The following is a 16,901-nucleotide window of genomic DNA, read 5'->3' on the forward strand; positions in this document are numbered from 1 at the left end:
AGGGTATGCCCGATCCCTGGGACGATGATGCGTCATGGGCGATTGATCTGCAAGTTGTCGTAGCCTCTGGCTTTGTAGAGCACGCTCGAAATCAGCCAGCTCAGCAGGAAAATGCCGACGACGGCGACACCGAAATTGGCAAGATTGTCATTGAGTTCGCCGATGAAGCTCCAGAAGCCGCCTTCGAGGCCGAGCTTGTCGGAAATCAGCCCCAGCGCTTCGATGCCGCCGATAAAGATGGCGACGACGACCGAGGCTGCCGTGATTGTCAGATTGTACCAGAGCTTGCGCACCGGCTTGACGGAAGCCCATCCATAGGCACCGGTCATTAGCGTGCTGTCGAGCGTATCCATCAGCGACATGCCGGCGGTGAAGAGTGCCGGGAAGACGAGGATGGTCCAGAAGGACATGCCCTGCGCAGCTTGAGCGGCGGAAATGCCGAGAAGCCCGATTTCCGTCGCGGTATCGAAGCCGAGGCCGAAAAGAAAGCCGATCGGATACATGTGCCATGAGCGGGTCACGACCTTGAACATCGGCCGGAAGATGCGCGCCAGAAAGCCGCCGCCGGCAAGCAGCGTATCGAGATCCTCGTCCGCGATCCTCTCGCCTCTCTGTGCCCGCCTGAAGGCGGACCACACGCCTTTGAGGACAAACAGATTGGCAACGCCGATCAGAAGCAGGAACACCGCCGAAACCGTCGTCCCGATGACGCCCCCCATGTCGTGGAAGGAATCGAGCTGGCTCTGCATGGCGGCCGCCGTCGCGGCGATCAGGATCGAGGCTATCACGACGATCGAGGAATGGCCGAGAGAAAAGAAGAAGCCGACCGCATAGGGCTGCTTCTTTTCCTGAACGAGCTTGCGCACGACATTGTCGATCGCGGCGATATGATCGGCATCGAAGGCGTGGCGAAGCCCGAACATATAGGCAAGAAGCGCAATGCCCAGCAGTGAAGGCCTGTCGGCGAAAGCGGCCCAGGCCCAAATCCACGCAGCGATATTGAACGCGATCAACAGCGCAAAAGTGAAAGCGATCTTGGCTCTCGGTCTTTCCGCCCGATCGTCAAATGGATTGAGGATCATACTTTTCTTCCCGTTATGCTTACTCGCACAGTGTCACGGAACGGGAAGCGACGCGATAGTCAAATGACGTAGGTGCCGAAGTTTTTCGCAGTGTCACAAAAATGAGCAAACCCGTCGCAACCGGATCTGCTCCGCACCTGATTAGCCTCTCTCGAACGGGTATCCCTCGTCGGCCCATCCCGTCATGCCGCCGATCATGACCTTCACGCGCCTGCCCAGCGAGCCGAGGCGCCAAGCCGCCTTGTCGGTGCCGTTGCAATGCGGCCCGGCGCAATAGACGACAAACAGCGTATCCTCAGGCCATTCCGCCATCTTCCGCGCGGTCATCTTGCCATGCGGCAGATTGATCGCGCCGGGGATATGTTGCTCCTGGAACATGGTGGGACCGCGAACATCGAGTAGGACGAAATCCACATTTCCCGATGTCATTGCCTGGCGCACATCGGAGCAATCGGTCTCGAAGGCAAGCCTGCGGGCATAGTGTTCTGCGACAAGGCTCGGGACTGCTGCGGGGATTTCATTGACTAGGGACATGGAACGCTCCTTCTTGGGTTCGGTGCATTCATGCCTGAGTGATCTCGCAGTTGAAATTGGCCGAAATGCCATATAGCGTCAACATCATGCCAAACTCGGATAATCCCAATCTTCACGGTCCGCATGTCGTCACCCTCGTCTATGACGGGCTGTGCACGTTCGAATTCGGCGTCGCCTATGAAATCTTCGGCCTGCCACGGCCCGAGATGGGCGATCACTGGTATCGCTTTTCCGCCTGTGCGATCGAAGGCGGTCCGCTTCGCGCCGCCGGCGGGCTGACAGTGCAGGTCGATCATGGGCTCGAGGTTCTTGCCGATGCCGATCTGATCGTCGTGCCGGGTTGGCGCGGGATCGGGACGTCTGTCCCTGCCCCGCTGATCGCCGAACTGCAAGCGGCCAGCCGCCGTGGCGTGCGCATCATGTCGTTGTGCTCGGGCGTGGCGGTCCTTGCGGCCGCCGGATTGCTCGCCGGCCGCAAGGCGACGACGCATTGGCGCTATGTCGATTCCATTGCCGCGCGCTATCCGGACATATCAGTGGATGCCGACGTCCTTTACGTTGACGAAGACAGCGTCCTGACAGCCGCCGGCAGCGCCGCTGCCATCGACCTTTGCCTGCATGTCGTGCGCCGGGATTTCGGGCCCGATATCGCCAACAGCGTCGCGCGCCGGCTCGTAGTGCCGCCGCATCGCGAGGGCGGCCAGGCGCAATACATCGAGACCCCGGTTCTCAAGCAGCGGGAAGGAGCGCGTCTGGGGCCGCTGCTTGAATGGATGCGGGAGCGTTTGCAGGAAGAGCAGTCCATTGCTGCGCTTGCAGCGCGGGCCGGCATGAGCGTGCGGACTTTCCAGCGCCGCTTCGAGGCGACCACCGGCATGTCGCCGGGCGAATGGCTGCTCAGCGAACGGCTGCGGTGCGCCCGCGATCTCCTCGAAAGGCAGATCGCCATTTCGCTTGACGATGTGGCGGTGGCGAGCGGATTTGGATCGCTCGCCACCATGCGCCATCATTTTCGGGAGAGGCTTGCGGTCAGCCCGAGCGACTACCGCAAGCGATTTGCCGTTCTTAAACCAGGCGGCTCTGTTCCGTTGCCGCTTCGATGAAGCTCGAGAACAGCGGATGCGGTTCCAGCGGGCGCGACTTCAGTTCCGGGTGATACTGGACGCCGATGAACCACGGGTGATCCGCATATTCGATCGTTTCCGGCAGCACGCCATCCGGTGACATGCCGGAGAAGGTCAAGCCGCATTCTTCGAGCTTGTCCTTGTAATCGACATTGACCTCGTAGCGGTGACGATGGCGCTCCGAAATATCGGTGGAACCGTAGATTTCCGAAATCTTGGTGCCCTTCTTCAGGGCCGCCTTGTAGGCGCCGAGACGCATCGTGCCGCCGAGATCGCCGGATGCCGTGCGCTTCTGCAACTCGTTGCCCTTCAGCCATTCCGTCATCAGGCCGACGACCGGCTCCTTGGTCGGGCCGAACTCGGTCGACGAAGCATGTTCGACACCGGCCAGATTGCGAGCCGCTTCGATGACGGCCATCTGCATGCCGAAGCAGATGCCGAAATACGGCACCTTGCGCTCGCGCGCGAAACGGGCTGCCAGGATCTTGCCTTCCGAACCGCGCTCGCCGAAGCCGCCAGGCACGAGGATGCCGTGAACCTTCTCGAGATAAGGTGCCGGATCTTCCTTTTCGAAGACCTCGGATTCGATCCATTCGAGCTTGACCTTGACCCGATTGGCGATGCCGCCGTGATGAAGCGCCTCGATCAGCGACTTATAGGCATCCTTGAGCCCGGTATATTTGCCGACGATGGCAATGGTCACCTCGCCTTCCGGCGTGCGGATACGGTTACAGACTTCTTCCCACTGGTCGAGACGCGGCTTCGGAGCCGGCTCGATGCCGAAAGCGGCCAGCACTTCGTCGTCGAGGCCTTCCTTGTGATAGGCCATCGGCACGTCGTAGATGTTGGCGACGTCGAGTGCCTGGATAACCGCGGACGGACGGACGTTGCAGAACAGCGAAAGCTTGCGGCGTTCTGCTTCCGGGATCTCGCGATCCGCACGCACAAGCAGAATGTCCGGGTGAATACCGAGAGCCTGCAGTTCCTTGACGGAATGCTGCGTCGGCTTGGTCTTCAGCTCGCCGGCGGCCGGAATGTAGGGCATCAGCGTCAGATGAACGTAGATCGCCGTGCCGCGCGGCAGGTCGTTGCCGAGCTGACGGATCGCTTCCATGAAAGGCATGGCTTCGATGTCGCCGACGGTACCGCCGATCTCGCAGATGACGAAATCATACTCGTCATTGCCCTCGGTCACGAAATCCTTGATCTCGTTGGTGACGTGCGGGATGACCTGGACGGTTGCGCCCAGATAGTCGCCACGACGTTCCTTGTCGATGATGTTCTTGTAGATGCGACCGGTGGTGATGTTGTCGGTCTTGGTGGCCGAGCGGCCGGTGAAGCGCTCGTAGTGGCCGAGATCGAGGTCGGTTTCCGCACCGTCATCGGTGACGAAGACCTCGCCGTGCTGGGTCGGGCTCATCGTGCCCGGATCCACGTTCAGATAGGGGTCGAGTTTGCGCAGGCGGACTCGATAACCACGAGCCTGCAACAACGCTCCGAGAGCCGCAGCCGCAATTCCTTTTCCGAGGGAAGAAACCACGCCGCCAGTGATGAATACATATCGCGCCATGGGAGTCACCGGATACCTTTTCACAAATGATTCCGCTAGCCCTAAAATTCGTTTCCGGAATTTTGGCTACAGAACGCGGAATATGGACAAAACAAAACCGGCAGATCCAAGGACCTGCCGGGGATGATCTTCGGCGACCGGAATTACTTGCCGGTCGGAACGCCGCCGTTGTCGGCCGGCGCAGGAGTCGTCGTTGCCGGCGCGGTCTGCTGACCGGTCGCGGCCGGTGCCTGCTGAGCAGGCGCCGTAGCGGCGGGCTGGCTCGTCGTTGAAGGCGGCGTCGCCTGCGACTGCGGAGCGACTGCGCCGCTGTTCGGAACGCCGCTATTGTCGGCTGGCTTCGGCTGGGTGGTCGCCGGCGCCGGGCTCTTCTGCCCGCCGAGCGAATCAAGAATGCCGTTGCCCTGGCCCGCCGTGCTCGGAATGCGGTTGAGAATGTCGGTCGGGCGCGCTTCGAAACGCGACAGCACGTTCATGCCGAGCGCGAGCGCGAAGAACAGTGCAGCCAGAATGGCCGTGGTGCGCGTCAGCGCATTGGCCGTACCGCGCGCAGACATGAAGCCCGATCCGCCGCCTATGCCGAGGCCGCCACCTTCGGAGCGCTGAATCAGCACAACACCGATAAGGGCGACGACGATCATGAGATAGATGACAAGCAGTACGGTTTGCATAGGTCCAGTCCTGCCCGGTGCGGGCATCAAAAAGAAAAGCTTGCGGCTCTTTACATGAGGCTCTCGCCTATTCCAAGCCCCTTTAAGGCTGGAATACCGGGCAAGTTGTTGCTTCAGGCGAACTGCCGTTCGAATGCGGCATAAATGGCGAGGAAGTCGACCGCTTTCAAGCTCTGCCCGCCGACAAGAACGCCGTTGACATGGGGAATGTCCAGGAGATCACGCGCATTCGCACCGCTGACCGATCCGCCATAGAGGATTCGCATGTTCGCGCCTTCCCTGCCGAAGCGTTCGATAAGCTCGGCGCGGATGAAAGCATGCGCCTCCTCGACGTTTTCCCGGGTCGGAACGACACCGGTGCCGATCGCCCAGACCGGCTCATAGGCGATTACCGTCGCCGCCGCCGTCGAGCCGTCCGGGACGGAACCGATGAGTTGCCGCTTCAGCACATCGAGCGTCCGGCCGTTATTTCGCTCGTCGGCGGTCTCGCCAATGCAGATAATGGCGATGAGCCCCGCATCATGCGCCGCCTGCGCCTTGGCGCGCACCAGCATGTCGCTTTCCGCATGGTTTCTGCGGCGCTCGGAATGGCCGACGATCACATGGGTGCCGAAGCAGTCCGCGATCATTTCCGCCGAAATATCACCGGTATGCGCACCGCTGACCAGTTGGTGGCAATCCTGCGCGCCGATCGCAAGTGGACTGTCGTCGCAAAGTGCGGTCGCGACATAGAGCAATGTGGCGGGGGGGCAGAGCAGCGTATCGATTTTCTCCGACAGCGGCGCCTTGACGCCATCCGCGATTGCCTTGATCTGATCGAGGCTCGCACGCGTGCCGTTCATCTTCCAGTTTCCGGCTAGAAGCGGCCGTATGGTCTTCGTCATTCCGAGTGTCTCCCCCTTATTTCATCAGTCGGACTAACAAAAAGGGGGAGGAAAGGAAAGTTATCGAACAGGGGCGGAACCAGTTAAAATCGTTTGAAAAATGCTTATCCGGAAAATAATCCGATGCCTGAGCATTTTAGGATGCCTGCGGATCGACGATCCAGTTGAGCACCTTGCGCCAATCGGTCATGCGAACGGGCGTTCCGTGGTTCCCGGTTTCGAAAAGCGTGAAGCGCGTCGGATAATGGGTCTTGTAGAGTTTCTCGAACAATGCCTGTTGGTCCGCCGCCGCATAGACGGGGTCCTTGCTGCCATGCGTGAACCAAAGCGGCAGCTTTGCCTTGTAGAAGGCGCTCTTGGTGAAATCAGGGTCTGTGACCCCGCTCAAGATCGCCATGCCCTTCAGGCGCTTGACGCTTTCGGCATCGCGGGTGATGCCCCAGCAGACGAAGCTGCCCATGGAGGCGCAGGTCAGGATGACGGGCTTGCCGCCCGACTGCTCAAAGGAATAGCGGATCAGCGCGGCGACATCGGCAACGCCATTGCTGTCGAAACCTTTCACGCTCGGGGCATAATAGGTGCCGCCGTTGCGATAGGCGAGGTTTTTCAGCCGGTTGAAGTTGCCGCCGAACGTATAATCGTTGGAACCCAGCCGGCGATCGCCGCCGCGGCCGTGAATGAAAATGACCGTAAAGGCCTGTTTCGAGGCCGGACCGATACGAGTAACGTCGACCTTGCGGTCACCGAGCTGCAAGGTCTCGTCTTCCTGCGCCTTCCAGCGCACGCCGGTGTCGATATAGGCTGGCTTGACGCGCTTTTCCGGAATCTGGTCGCGGCCGTTGATGTCTAGCATTTCCTGGTAATCGATCGTCTGGAAAGCGCCGTTGTCGTGGCTTTCGATGACGGTCTGGTTGGAAAACAGCTCGTCCTTGAAGGGCTTCAGCATATCGGCGGAGGCGCCTTGGGCGGCCGCAAGAAGCAGAATGCCCGAAATTGCAGACGGGATGGGCAAATGAGCTGTGGACATTCGCATGCGGATACTTCCTCCGATCGGCCATCGGGCTTGCCATTCGTCACCCGGCAACGCAAATCTCATCTATGAATCTGCCCCGTCATGGGGCGCCATCGCTCTTGTGCGCCGTTTCTGGCAGAATCACGGTGATTCGCGAATACCGGTCATAAATGCGACAATAAAGGGATCTGGCCCCACCAGGACAAATCTAGCAGCTTGAAGTTCTATGGATAACAGCAACGATCTCTTCTCCGGACTACCCCGCTCGCCGAAACCGGAAGTGGCGGAAAAAACCGTCGCAAAGGCAGAAAAGCCCGCAGCAGCGCCGGCTCCGCGCGCGGTCCCGGCAACTTCGTCGTCGGAAGAATATGGCGCAAGCTCCATCCGCGTTCTCGAAGGGCTCGAGCCCGTTCGCATGCGTCCCGGCATGTATATCGGCGGCACGGATGAAAAGGCGCTGCACCACCTCTTCGCCGAAGTCATCGATAACTCCATGGACGAGGCTGTGGCCGGCCATGCGAATTTCATCGAGGTCTATCTCGACCGGGAAGGCTACCTGACGGTCACGGATAACGGCCGCGGCATTCCCGTGGAAAACCATCCGCAGGTTCCCGGCAAGTCGACGCTCGAAGTCATCATGACGAAGCTGCATGCCGGCGGTAAGTTCGATGGCAAGGCGTATGAGACCTCGGGCGGTCTGCACGGCGTCGGCGTGTCCGTCGTCAACGCCCTGTCGGATGATCTGGAAGTCGAGGTTGCTCGTAACCGCAAGCTCTATCGCCAGCGATTCTCGCGCGGCCTGCCGATCGGCGGCCTGGAAGAGCTGGGCGATGTGCATAACCGGCGTGGCACTCGCGTCCGCTTTCATCCGGATCCGCAGATCTTCGGCGATCACGCCCGCTTCGATCCGGCCCGCGTCTTCCGCATGGCTCGCTCCAAGGCCTATCTGTTCGGCGGCGTCGAGATCCGCTGGGCTTGCGATCCTGAGCTGGCGCCGGAAGGTGCCGACGTTCCGGAAAAGGCGGTTTTCCACTTCCCCGGCGGCCTGAAGGACTACCTCAAGGCGACGATGGGCAACGAGTTCACCGTTACCCGGGAGATTTTTGCCGGTAAGTCTGAGAAGGAAAGCGGCCACGGCTCGCTCGAATGGGCGATCACCTGGTATGGCGGCGACCCGCAAATCCACTCCTACTGCAACACGATTCCGACCCCGGAAGGCGGCACCCATGAAGCGGGCCTCCGCATCGCGTTGACCAAGGGCCTGAAGAGCTACGCCGATCTCACCCAAAACAAGCGCGCCGCCAATATCACGACGGATGACGTGATGATTTCAGGCGTCGGCATGCTGTCGATCTTCATCCGCGAGCCGGAATTCGTCGGCCAGACAAAGGACAAGCTCGCAACGGTCGAAGCCCAGCGCATCGTCGAAAACGCCCTGCGCGATCCCTTCGATCACTATCTCGCCGATAATCCGGCCGAAGCCGAAAAGCTGCTGGAATGGGTGATCGAGCGTTCCGAGGAGCGCCTGCGTCGCCGCAAGGAAAAGGAAGTCAACCGCAAGACGGCCGTGCGCAAGCTGCGCCTGCCCGGCAAGCTGGCGGATTGCTCGCAAAGTGCTGCCGAAGGCGCGGAACTCTTTCTGGTCGAGGGCGATTCGGCAGGTGGCTCGGCCAAGCAGGCGCGAAACCGCACCAACCAGGCGATCCTGCCGCTGCGCGGCAAGATCCTCAACGTGGCGAGTGCCGGCCGCGAGAAGCTGTCCGCCAATCAGCAGATTGCCGACCTCGTGCAGGCGCTCGGCTGCGGCACGCGCACCAAATATCGCGAGGAAGATCTTCGCTATCAACGCATCGTCGTCATGACCGATGCCGACGTCGACGGCGCACACATCGCCTCGCTGCTGATCACTTTCTTCTATCAGGAGATGCCTGAGCTGATCCGGCAGGGGCATCTCTTCCTGGCCGTGCCGCCGCTCTACAAGATCACGCAGGGCTCGAAATCCATCTACGCGCGTGACGATGCCCATCGTCTTGAGCTGATGGAGACGGAATTCAAGGGCAAAGGCAAGGTCGAGATCAGCCGCTTCAAAGGTCTGGGCGAAATGCTGCCGGCGCAGCTCAAGGAAACGACGATGGATCCGTCCAAGCGCACCCTGCTGCGTGTCGAGATCGACGAGGTGGATTTCGAAGGCACGCGCGATGCCGTCGACAACCTGATGGGTACGAAGGCCGATGCGCGCTTCCGCTTCATTCAGGAACGGGCCGCTTTTGCCGAGGATCTGGATATCTGACGGCGAACCGACCGCCGATTGCTGAAGCCGTCAGGCTTCGCGATATTTTACCGGATTGTCCGATATCCGTTACGAAAGCGTCATGGATCGATGTGTAGATGGCGGCATTGCCTTGAATGCCGCCATTTCATCATTCAGATTGACGATTTCGCCATGTTGAAGCCATTTCTGACGGCAGCCGCCGTTCTCCTCTTCAGCCATGCCGCCCATGCGCTCGATATCGGCACGACGATCGACGTGCCCTGCCCCTTCGGCGACTGCAGGGCCGGCATCGGCCTTTCCTATCTCGGCAATTACGATATTGCGACGGGATTCATGGAAAACGGTGTGGAAGTCGGCGGCCTGTCGGGCATCGACTTCGATCCCGCTACCGGCCGCTATATCGCAATCAGCGACGACCGCTCCGAAAAGGCGCCTGCCCGTTTTTATGATCTCGACATCGATATCGAAGCCGGCGGCCTGAAGAGCGTGACGGTGGTCGATCATGTCACGCTAAAGGACAAGGATGGCCAGCCTTTTGCTCTTAGGAAGGTTGACGGCGAATCCATCCGCCTGGGCAAGGATGGCATTTATTGGAGTAGCGAGGGCGACGGCAAGGCACTGCTGCCGCCTTTCGTGCGCGTCGCCAATCGCGACGGCAGCTTCGTCCGCGAGTTTTCATTGCCCGATGGTTTTGCCCCGGCGGCCGACAAGCATACGGGTATTCGCGACAATCTGGCGTTTGAAGGCCTGACCTTCCTTTCAGGCGGCGACCTTCTCGTCACCACCGAATCTGCGCTTTATCAGGATGGGCCGATCACGACGCTGACCAACGGCGCGCTCGCACGCATCATTCGGTATGACACCGCGACGGGCGAGCAGAAGGCGCAATATGTTTATCCGGTCTCGCCGATTCCGCAGGCACCCTCGATGGCGAGTGGCTGGAACGACTTCGGCCTGTCCGAGATCCTGGCGCTCGACGATCATCATCTGCTCTCGGTCGAGCGCGGCTATGCGCAGGGCGTCGGCAACTCGGTTGTCATCAACATGTTCGATCTCGACGGCGCCACTGATGTTGCGAACATCCCGTCGCTCATGGCAACCGATCAGCGGATCGTGCCGGTGCGCAAGACGGAGATCATGGATTTGCGTGCGCTCGGTCTTGCTCCCGACAATATCGAAGGCGTTACCCTCGGCAAATCCAGGGACGGCAGCGACGTGCTGATCTTCGTAGCGGACAGCAATTTCAATTCGACGCAAAAGACGCAGTTTTTCGCGTTCAAGGTAATCCGCCGCCCCTCGTAATACCGTGCCTTCGGCCGCGCGCCACTCGCTTGCCCGTCGTGCTAATGTCATGGCCGCATAATAAAGAGGCTTTCCGGCTGTTGCTCTTGAAACAGCCAAGATCATACCCCATAACCGGGTGATCTAGTAAAAGGGGCGAAGTAAGTTCGGTGGGTGTATTTGAACGTCATAAGCCGAAGGAACACCGGTGGCTGGGGTCGAGTGCGCACGCGCGCATGCCTTTGATACCATCCATCTCCGCTGCGCGCTGGCTGCTGATCCTGATCGCTGTCGCCGGCATTTATTTCTTCTATGGCTTCCTCGTTCCAGTCCTGGCCGCGGCTGTCATCGGCTTCGCCACATGGCCGCTTTACAGCGATGTCGTGCGCCGCACGGGCGGAAACACGACGCTTGCGGCGACCATCGCGCTTGCGTTCATCGTAACTTTTCTCGTGCTACCAATTGTCCTCTCGGCCATTTATATGGCCGGCGAGGTACGTGAATGGTTCGGCTGGGCCGTGCACGTCAACCGAGATGGCGCGCCGCCGCCGCAATGGATTCTGGCTCTGCCTGTCGTAGGTTCGTGGCTCGGCGAGCAATGGACGCAATATGTCGGCAGCCCTGGCTCGCTCGGCGAACTGGCGCAGCTCGTAAGCGGCGCTCACATCGGCAATATCTACCGCGCGGTGCTCGCGGCCGGCGGCGGGGCGTTCCACGTCATCCTGACCTTGCTGTTCATGCTGATCGCCTTGTTCTTCATCTATCGCGACGGCGCGACCTTCGTTCGGCAAGTCGATCTGCTCGGCGAACGCATCCTGCCCAACCGCTGGGAACGCATTTCCCGGGTTGTTCCCGCGACCATCAGCTCGACCGTCATGGGCATGACGCTGATTGCCATTGGCGAAGGTATCGTTCTTGGCGTCGCCTATTGGATCGCCGGCGCACCGTCCGCCATCACGCTCGGCGTCCTCACGGGTGTCATGGCCCTGGTGCCGGGTGGCGCTCCGCTTTCAATGTCGCTCGTCTCGATCTATCTCGTCGCGAGCGGCTCGCTTTGGGCAGGCATTGCCCTCTTCCTCTGGGGTACGATCGAGCTCTTCATCGTTGACAAGACGCTTCGCCCGAAGCTTGTCGGCGGCCCGATCAAGCTGCCTTTCCTGCCGACCTTCTTCGGTCTCGTCGGCGGCGTGAAAACCATGGGCTTTCTCGGTCTCTTCATCGGGCCGGTCCTGATGGCGATCATCGTCGCGATCTGGCGCGAATGGATCCGCGAAGCCGAACTGACCGAAGAGCAGCAAGCTCAGGAACCGGAATTGCAGCTCCATGTTCGGGATGCCGCCGAACGCTGACTCCTTGCCTATTTCGACGTCAGCCGCTTTTCCATGAACAGGCTGAGCGGGTCGGGCTGGTAGTCGCCGAAGGCAGCGATGTCGACATAGCCGAACCTCCGATAGAGACCGATTGCCTCCGGCTGGTATATGCCTGTCTCCAGTCGGATCGCTGAAAGGCCCTTTTCCAGCGCCGTCGCTTCGAGCGCTTCCATCAATTTGCGCGCGACGCTGCGCCCTCGGGCCGCGGGATCGACGAACATGCGCTTGATCTCGGCCGTGCCGTCACCGGTCTCCACCAGGGCGCAACATCCGACGATGGCTTCCTCCAGCCTTGCGACCCAGAAGCTTACGTCCGGTTTCTCCAGCGAAGCCAGATCAAGGATATGATTGCTCTCTGGCGGATAAAGCGATTCCGCATAGGCGCTCGACATGTCGAGAAGGCGGATAACACCGTCCTGGCGCGGGGATTCCATGGCGATGGTCAGTGGCAAGTTGAACCTCGGAAAAATGAACCGAGCGCTGGATATCACGCAGCGGCGAGCGTCGCCAGTGCCGCGAAGCTGCGCGCGGCCTGTCGTCGTTCGGCATTCGCCAGCTTCTCCACCATGTCGAGCAGCTGCGCGGCGGCGGCTGGGGGCTGCCCGGTAAGGCGGAATTTACGCATCAGCTGCGAAGAGACGTTCTCCAGCATGGCAGCGGCGTTCTTGCGGGATGCATCGCGCCAGATCAGTGTCGCTTCGACGAAGATCGTGCTGATGTCCCGGGTCAGTCCGGCGCTTTCGTAAAGCGCCCGGATGGCATGGACGCGGCCTCTGGAGATGATCGAGCGCACGCGTCGCTCATCGCAGCCGGAAAGATTGGTGATCGCGCAGGCGAAGAAATCGACCTTGCCGGAACACAGCGCATGCATCAGGAAGGCGGGCGTCAGCCAGCCGCATTGCCTGAGATGCTCGACGAGATCAGGCAATTGCTCATGCTGTGCCGTTCCCGCAATGGCAACGGTCGCGGATTCGGTCGCTTCGCGCGTCACCTGCTGCAGCCTGCCGCTGCCGATGAAACTCTGAACGAGCGTCGATTCGGATAGCGCCTCACTGACCCGCCGCATCAGCAGGTGTCTGACATCCGACGACAGGGCGTCACGCGAAAGAAGAAGGCCGCGTATATCGGCGCAATCGCCCATGCGCTCTGCGATACGTTTAAGCGAGGCCTGCGAAAGCAACGCGCCGTCATTTTCGAGCAGACACAGGATTTCCGCCTCACCGCCGATCTCGGCAATCGCTGCGCAGACAGAACGCGACACCTGGCCGCGAGAGGCGATCAGGACGCGCGTCACATCGCTGCCATGTAGCGCCAGATCGACAAGATCGGCATCGGTGAACACCGGCGAAAGCAGAATGATCTGTCCCGCTATTTCCGGCTGGTCCCCAGCCAGAGACACAATGACATTGCGCGGGGCGTCAGCCGAGCGGGCCACCGCTTCGGCAAGCGCAAGCCGCACGCGCGGCGACGGATCATCGAGCAGATAGGTCATCGCCATTTCCGCGGCGGCACGCTCTTCATCGGGCATCTGCGACTGCAGATAGGCTCTGCCGAGCGCATTGGCCGCCCTAGCCCTGCTTTCTGCCTTGGCGGTCTCAGCCCAGCGAAGGAATGCTTCTATGATCACTTAATGCCCCGATATCGGCAAGGCGATTCCCGCCCCGCAAACTCATATCGCTCACGCTAGCGAGGAAAGGTTTACGGGACGTTTACTGTATTCATTAACCTCTTGCAGATCAGTGCGATGGCTCCATTCAGGGAGTCCTTGGCCGCATCATCTCGAAGACGTCGCTTCCCTCGCTATAATCCATGTAGCCCATGCGCGCGACGGGCCGCGCCAGCGCCATGTCCAGCCTGCCGTCACAGATGATCGCCTCGTCGATGTGGATACCCACGACCTGACCGATGACCATGATGTTTTCCGACACCTCGCCATCGAGGCCCTTGGGCTGCAGCACCTGGGTCATGCGGCATTCAAGGACCGCGAAGGCTTCGCCCACATAGGGAGCATCCACCAGCTTGCCCGGGGTTGCCGTCAACCCGGCCAGCTCGAATTCGTTGATGCCGTAGGGAACGGCAATCGACGAATGGTTCATCTTTTCCACGATATGGCGGCTGACGAGATTGGCGGTGAAAACGCCGGTTTCCTCGACATTGCGCACGCTGTCCTTTCGGCCGGCGGAGGAAAACATCACCAGCTTCGGCCGGTCGCTGACTGCGTTGAAAAAGGAATAGGGCGACAGGTTCAGCGAACCATCCCTGCCCTTGCTGCCGATCCAGCCGATCGGTCTTGGCGCGACGATGGCCTTGAAAGGGTCATGTGCCAACCCGTGGCGATTGGTATCAGTCGTGTAGAACATCACGCGTCCTCCCCACCGACCCAGCTCACGGTCTCCGACAGTTCCGGGCGCGGGCGCTCGACGGGGGGGAAACTGGAGGAGCCGATATGGATGAATCCGGCTACCTTCTCGCCCGGCTCAACGCCGAGCAACGGATAGGCGCGCTCATCATAGGCGAACCATTCCGTCAACCAATTGGAGACCCAGCCATGAGCATTCGCTGAGATCAGCAGGTTCAGGCAAAGCGCGCCCGCCGACATCAGCTGCTCCCATTCCGGAATCTTGAAATGCGGCGCCGCTTTGCTGACGACGGCGATGACGACCGGCGCGCGGGTGAAGCGCGTGCGCTCGACCTGGATCATCTCCTCGGAAAGATCCGGCTTGGCTTCCAGCGCGAGCTTCAGCAGCTCCTCGCCAATACGCGCCCGCTCCTCGCCACGGTAGACAATGAAGCGCCAGGGAGCAAGCTTGCCATGGTCCGGCACGCGCGAGGCCAGCCGGATGATCTCCTCGATTTCAGCCTTGCCCGGCCCCGGCTCCGACATTTGAAACGCGGGAATGGATCGGCGCACAGCGAGATAATCGACCAGCTTGATATCGGTTTTCATTGAGGAACTGCCTTCATTTTGGCTTGTGCTAGGAGGTAGGTCTTGAATTTGCCATTGCATTGGTTTTGAAGTGGCTTGTGTTTTATCGGAAGTCAATCGGTTGGGTATCCATGTCAGGCATTTCATCCGCTCTCCGATTGAGTGCTGTTATCGCAATCTTCGCAAGCGTGAGCACGGTCGCCTCGGCGCAGGAAGCCTTCAAGGAATTCAAGCAGCTGGACGGCAGCGTAAAGATGCCGAAGCTCAACGCCTTCGTAGCGCCCGATGGCGAGAATTCGGCCTCCCGCACCCTGCGTGACGTTTCGCTTGAAGCGAAGATGACGCCTCAGAGCAGCCCACAGCAGCAAGGCCTCTCCTGGTATGTTTTCAGCCCAGTTGCCGGTGCCGACGGCAAGCTGCCGCTTGTCGCCAGCTCCCGAGGAGGCTCGGCCTCATTCCACCTGCTGCCTGGCGACTATTTCGTCAATGTCTCCTTCGGTCGTGCTGGCGTCACCAAGAGATTGAGCGTAGCGGCAACCGGCGAAACCCAGAAGCAGACGATGGTGCTCGACGCCGGCGGCATGGTGCTGAATGCCGTGTCCGGATCCGACGTCCGTATCCCGCCGAACGAGCTCAGCTTCTCGATCTATTCCAGCGAAGCCAAGGAAGACGGGGAACGCGGCCTTGTCATGGACGATGTGAAGCCGAATACTCTGGTCGGCCTCAGCGCGGGCACCTATCACGTCGTTTCCGAATATGGCGAGGTCAACGCCGTCATCCGCGCCGACATCCAGGTGGAGGCCGGCAAGGTGACGCAGGCGACCATCCAGCACAGGGCAGCCAAGATCACGCTCAAGCTGGTGTCGGATGCCGGCGGCGAGGCGATCGCCGATACCGCCTGGTCGGTCCTGACATCGGCGGGCGATATCGTCGGCGAAAGCGTCAGCGCCTTCCCGACCATGGTGCTTGCCGAAGGCCGCTATACCGCCGTCGCCCGCAACAAGGACAAGATCTATCAGCGCGACTTCACCGTCGCGGCCGGCATGAATACGGATGTGGAAGTGCTGATGAAGCAGCAGCAGCCGCAGGATGCCGATACCGAGCAGCCGGCCCGCCAGCTTCCGATCCAGATGCCGCCGATGCGCCAGAGCCAGACACCGCCGGCAACGACCAGTCAGCAGCCTCTGCCGACCTATGAACAATTGGCGCCCGCCGCTGGCGACGAAGGCGATAGCATGGATTGACGGCGGCGGTCGCCTTGGATCACAGGCTGAATTCTCGGAACGATCACCCATTGGTGATCGAATCCGGTGCTCTTCCCGCTCAGCCAACCTTGCGCCGCAGCATCTTTCTTGGCGGCGCCATCGAGAACACGGCCCCATAGAGTTTCGTCAGCAGATCCTTGCGATCGCTGCCTTCACTCAGTGCCTCCCAGCTTCTGAGCGCGCCGATATGGGCTGTTATGGTGCTGCCGGAGAGGCGCCGGAATTCACGGATCAGCAGCGAGATGCGCAAGGTCATCGAGATCCGGCTCGCGAGATGGAACAGCCTGCCGTTCTGCCCTTCGAAATAGACGGGAATGACACTCGCACGCGCCGCCTGGATGAGTTTCGCCGGGAATATCTTCCAGGGCAGATCCTCTGCCCGGCCGAAACCCTTCTTGGCGGTTGCGACGCCGCCGGCGGGAAAGACGATGATGGTCGTGCCTTCCTTCAGCAGGCGGACCGCCTCATGCCGGGTCTTCATGTTGATCGCCATCGCTTCCTTGGTTTCTTCGAAGGAGACCGGCAGCGAATAGTCGTGCATCTCGGGCACTTTCAACAATTCATTGTTGATGAGAACCTTGAACGGGCGCCCCAGTTCCTCGGCAAGCGCCAGCACAGCAATTCCGTCGCCGATGCCGTAGGGATGATTTGCGACGATGACGATGGGCGCCTCGGGAATCCGGCTCGGCGGCCATTCGCCCTTGATGAGCAGCCGCACATCGATGAGATCGAGCATCTTGCCGAAGACGCGCTCGCTCTTGCCGACGATATCGGTACGCCAGATATCGTAAAGCCGGGTGTAACGGTCCCGGCCGGACAGACCCTCGATGGAGCGGATGAACCAGCGCTTGAGACGCGGATCCCGTTCATTGGCGTAGGATAGTTCTTTGAATTCCAAGTGCGCGACGGG

General features: G+C 60.5%; 16 protein-coding genes. 5 read left to right on the forward strand and 11 right to left on the reverse strand.

The features are described 5' to 3' along the window. Window positions 1-32 precede the first annotated feature (32 nt). Together DQ393_RS17885 and DQ393_RS17890 are read right to left on the reverse strand one after the other, a co-directional pair. A complete protein-coding gene (locus DQ393_RS17885; protein ID WP_112343094.1) occupies window positions 33-1,082 on the reverse strand; it encodes a HoxN/HupN/NixA family nickel/cobalt transporter in 1,050 nt (349 codons plus the stop codon). 141 nt (window positions 1,083-1,223) lie between these two features. Beyond that, complete coding sequence (locus tag DQ393_RS17890; RefSeq protein ID WP_112343095.1) at window positions 1,224-1,616, reverse strand: rhodanese-like domain-containing protein; 393 nt, start codon at window positions 1,614-1,616, stop codon at window positions 1,224-1,226. A gap of 65 nt (window positions 1,617-1,681) precedes the next feature. Here DQ393_RS17890 and ftrA point away from each other — a divergent pair, with 65 nt between their 5' ends. Further along, a complete protein-coding gene (gene ftrA, locus DQ393_RS17895; protein ID WP_112343096.1) occupies window positions 1,682-2,719 on the forward strand; it encodes a transcriptional regulator FtrA in 1,038 nt (345 codons plus the stop codon). Here the strand turns inward: ftrA and DQ393_RS17900 are convergent. The 4 genes from DQ393_RS17900 to DQ393_RS17915 form a co-directional block, all read right to left on the reverse strand. Next, window positions 2,682-4,310 (reverse strand): CTP synthase, encoded by a 1,629-nt coding sequence (locus tag DQ393_RS17900; RefSeq protein WP_112343097.1) that lies wholly within the window; start codon window positions 4,308-4,310, stop codon window positions 2,682-2,684. The two genes, ftrA and DQ393_RS17900, sit on opposite strands and share 38 nt — an antisense overlap. 143 nt (window positions 4,311-4,453) lie before the next feature. Further along, window positions 4,454-4,981 (reverse strand): preprotein translocase subunit SecG, encoded by a 528-nt coding sequence (gene secG, locus DQ393_RS17905; RefSeq protein WP_112343098.1) that lies wholly within the window; start codon window positions 4,979-4,981, stop codon window positions 4,454-4,456. A gap of 113 nt (window positions 4,982-5,094) precedes the next feature. After that, the gene (gene tpiA, locus DQ393_RS17910; protein WP_112343099.1) at window positions 5,095-5,865 is read right to left on the reverse strand and encodes a triose-phosphate isomerase; all 771 of its coding nucleotides are present in this window, start codon (window positions 5,863-5,865) and stop codon (window positions 5,095-5,097) included. 136 nt (window positions 5,866-6,001) lie between these two features. Continuing rightward, window positions 6,002-6,898 (reverse strand): alpha/beta hydrolase, encoded by an 897-nt coding sequence (locus tag DQ393_RS17915; protein WP_112343100.1) that lies wholly within the window; start codon window positions 6,896-6,898, stop codon window positions 6,002-6,004. Window positions 6,899-7,103: 205 nt separating this feature from the next. Between DQ393_RS17915 and parE the strand changes: the two genes are divergently transcribed. The 3 genes from parE (at window position 7,104) to DQ393_RS17930 (ending at window position 11,779) form a co-directional block, all read left to right on the forward strand. Beyond that, window positions 7,104-9,167, forward strand: coding sequence for a DNA topoisomerase IV subunit B (parE, locus tag DQ393_RS17920; protein WP_112343101.1), 2,064 nt, complete (start codon window positions 7,104-7,106; stop codon window positions 9,165-9,167). Between the two features lie 153 nt (window positions 9,168-9,320). Beyond that, window positions 9,321-10,451 (forward strand): esterase-like activity of phytase family protein, encoded by a 1,131-nt coding sequence (locus DQ393_RS17925; protein WP_112343175.1) that lies wholly within the window; start codon window positions 9,321-9,323, stop codon window positions 10,449-10,451. A 149-nt stretch (window positions 10,452-10,600) separates the two neighbouring features. Further along, window positions 10,601-11,779, forward strand: a complete 1,179-nt coding sequence (locus DQ393_RS17930) for an AI-2E family transporter (RefSeq protein ID WP_112343102.1) — start codon at window positions 10,601-10,603, stop codon at window positions 11,777-11,779. 8 nt (window positions 11,780-11,787) lie between these two features. On the opposite strand, the gene DQ393_RS17935 is transcribed toward DQ393_RS17930, so the two are convergent. The 4 genes from DQ393_RS17935 to DQ393_RS17950 form a co-directional block, all read right to left on the reverse strand. Then, window positions 11,788-12,252 carry a GNAT family N-acetyltransferase gene (locus DQ393_RS17935; protein ID WP_181592385.1) on the reverse strand — a complete coding sequence of 155 codons (465 nt, stop codon included), beginning with the start codon at window positions 12,250-12,252 and terminating at the stop codon, window positions 11,788-11,790. 35 nt (window positions 12,253-12,287) lie between these two features. Next, on the reverse strand, window positions 12,288-13,427 hold the full coding sequence (locus tag DQ393_RS17940) for a DUF2336 domain-containing protein (RefSeq protein WP_112343103.1): 1,140 nt from the start codon (window positions 13,425-13,427) through the stop codon (window positions 12,288-12,290). 127 nt (window positions 13,428-13,554) lie between these two features. Further along, entirely contained in the window at window positions 13,555-14,160 is a 606-nt protein-coding gene (locus DQ393_RS17945; RefSeq protein ID WP_112343104.1) for a flavin reductase family protein, read from the reverse strand. Continuing rightward, window positions 14,160-14,747: a nitroreductase family protein gene (locus DQ393_RS17950; protein ID WP_112343105.1), complete on the reverse strand. Its 588-nt coding sequence runs from the start codon at window positions 14,745-14,747 to the stop codon at window positions 14,160-14,162. The genes DQ393_RS17945 and DQ393_RS17950 overlap by 1 nt, the downstream gene beginning before the upstream one ends. Window positions 14,748-14,857: 110 nt before the next feature. Between DQ393_RS17950 and DQ393_RS17955 the strand changes: the two genes are divergently transcribed. Continuing rightward, a complete protein-coding gene (locus DQ393_RS17955; RefSeq protein ID WP_169646091.1) occupies window positions 14,858-15,970 on the forward strand; it encodes a hypothetical protein in 1,113 nt (370 codons plus the stop codon). A 79-nt stretch (window positions 15,971-16,049) separates the two neighbouring features. Here the strand turns inward: DQ393_RS17955 and DQ393_RS17960 are convergent, their stop codons facing one another. Next, window positions 16,050-16,889 carry a lysophospholipid acyltransferase family protein gene (locus tag DQ393_RS17960; RefSeq protein ID WP_112343106.1) on the reverse strand — a complete coding sequence of 280 codons (840 nt, stop codon included), beginning with the start codon at window positions 16,887-16,889 and terminating at the stop codon, window positions 16,050-16,052. Window positions 16,890-16,901 lie beyond the last annotated feature (12 nt).

Origin of the sequence: Martinezella tropici, from assembly GCF_003287875.1 — a bacterium.
GTDB lineage: Bacteria > Pseudomonadota > Alphaproteobacteria > Rhizobiales > Rhizobiaceae > Rhizobium > Rhizobium tropici_C.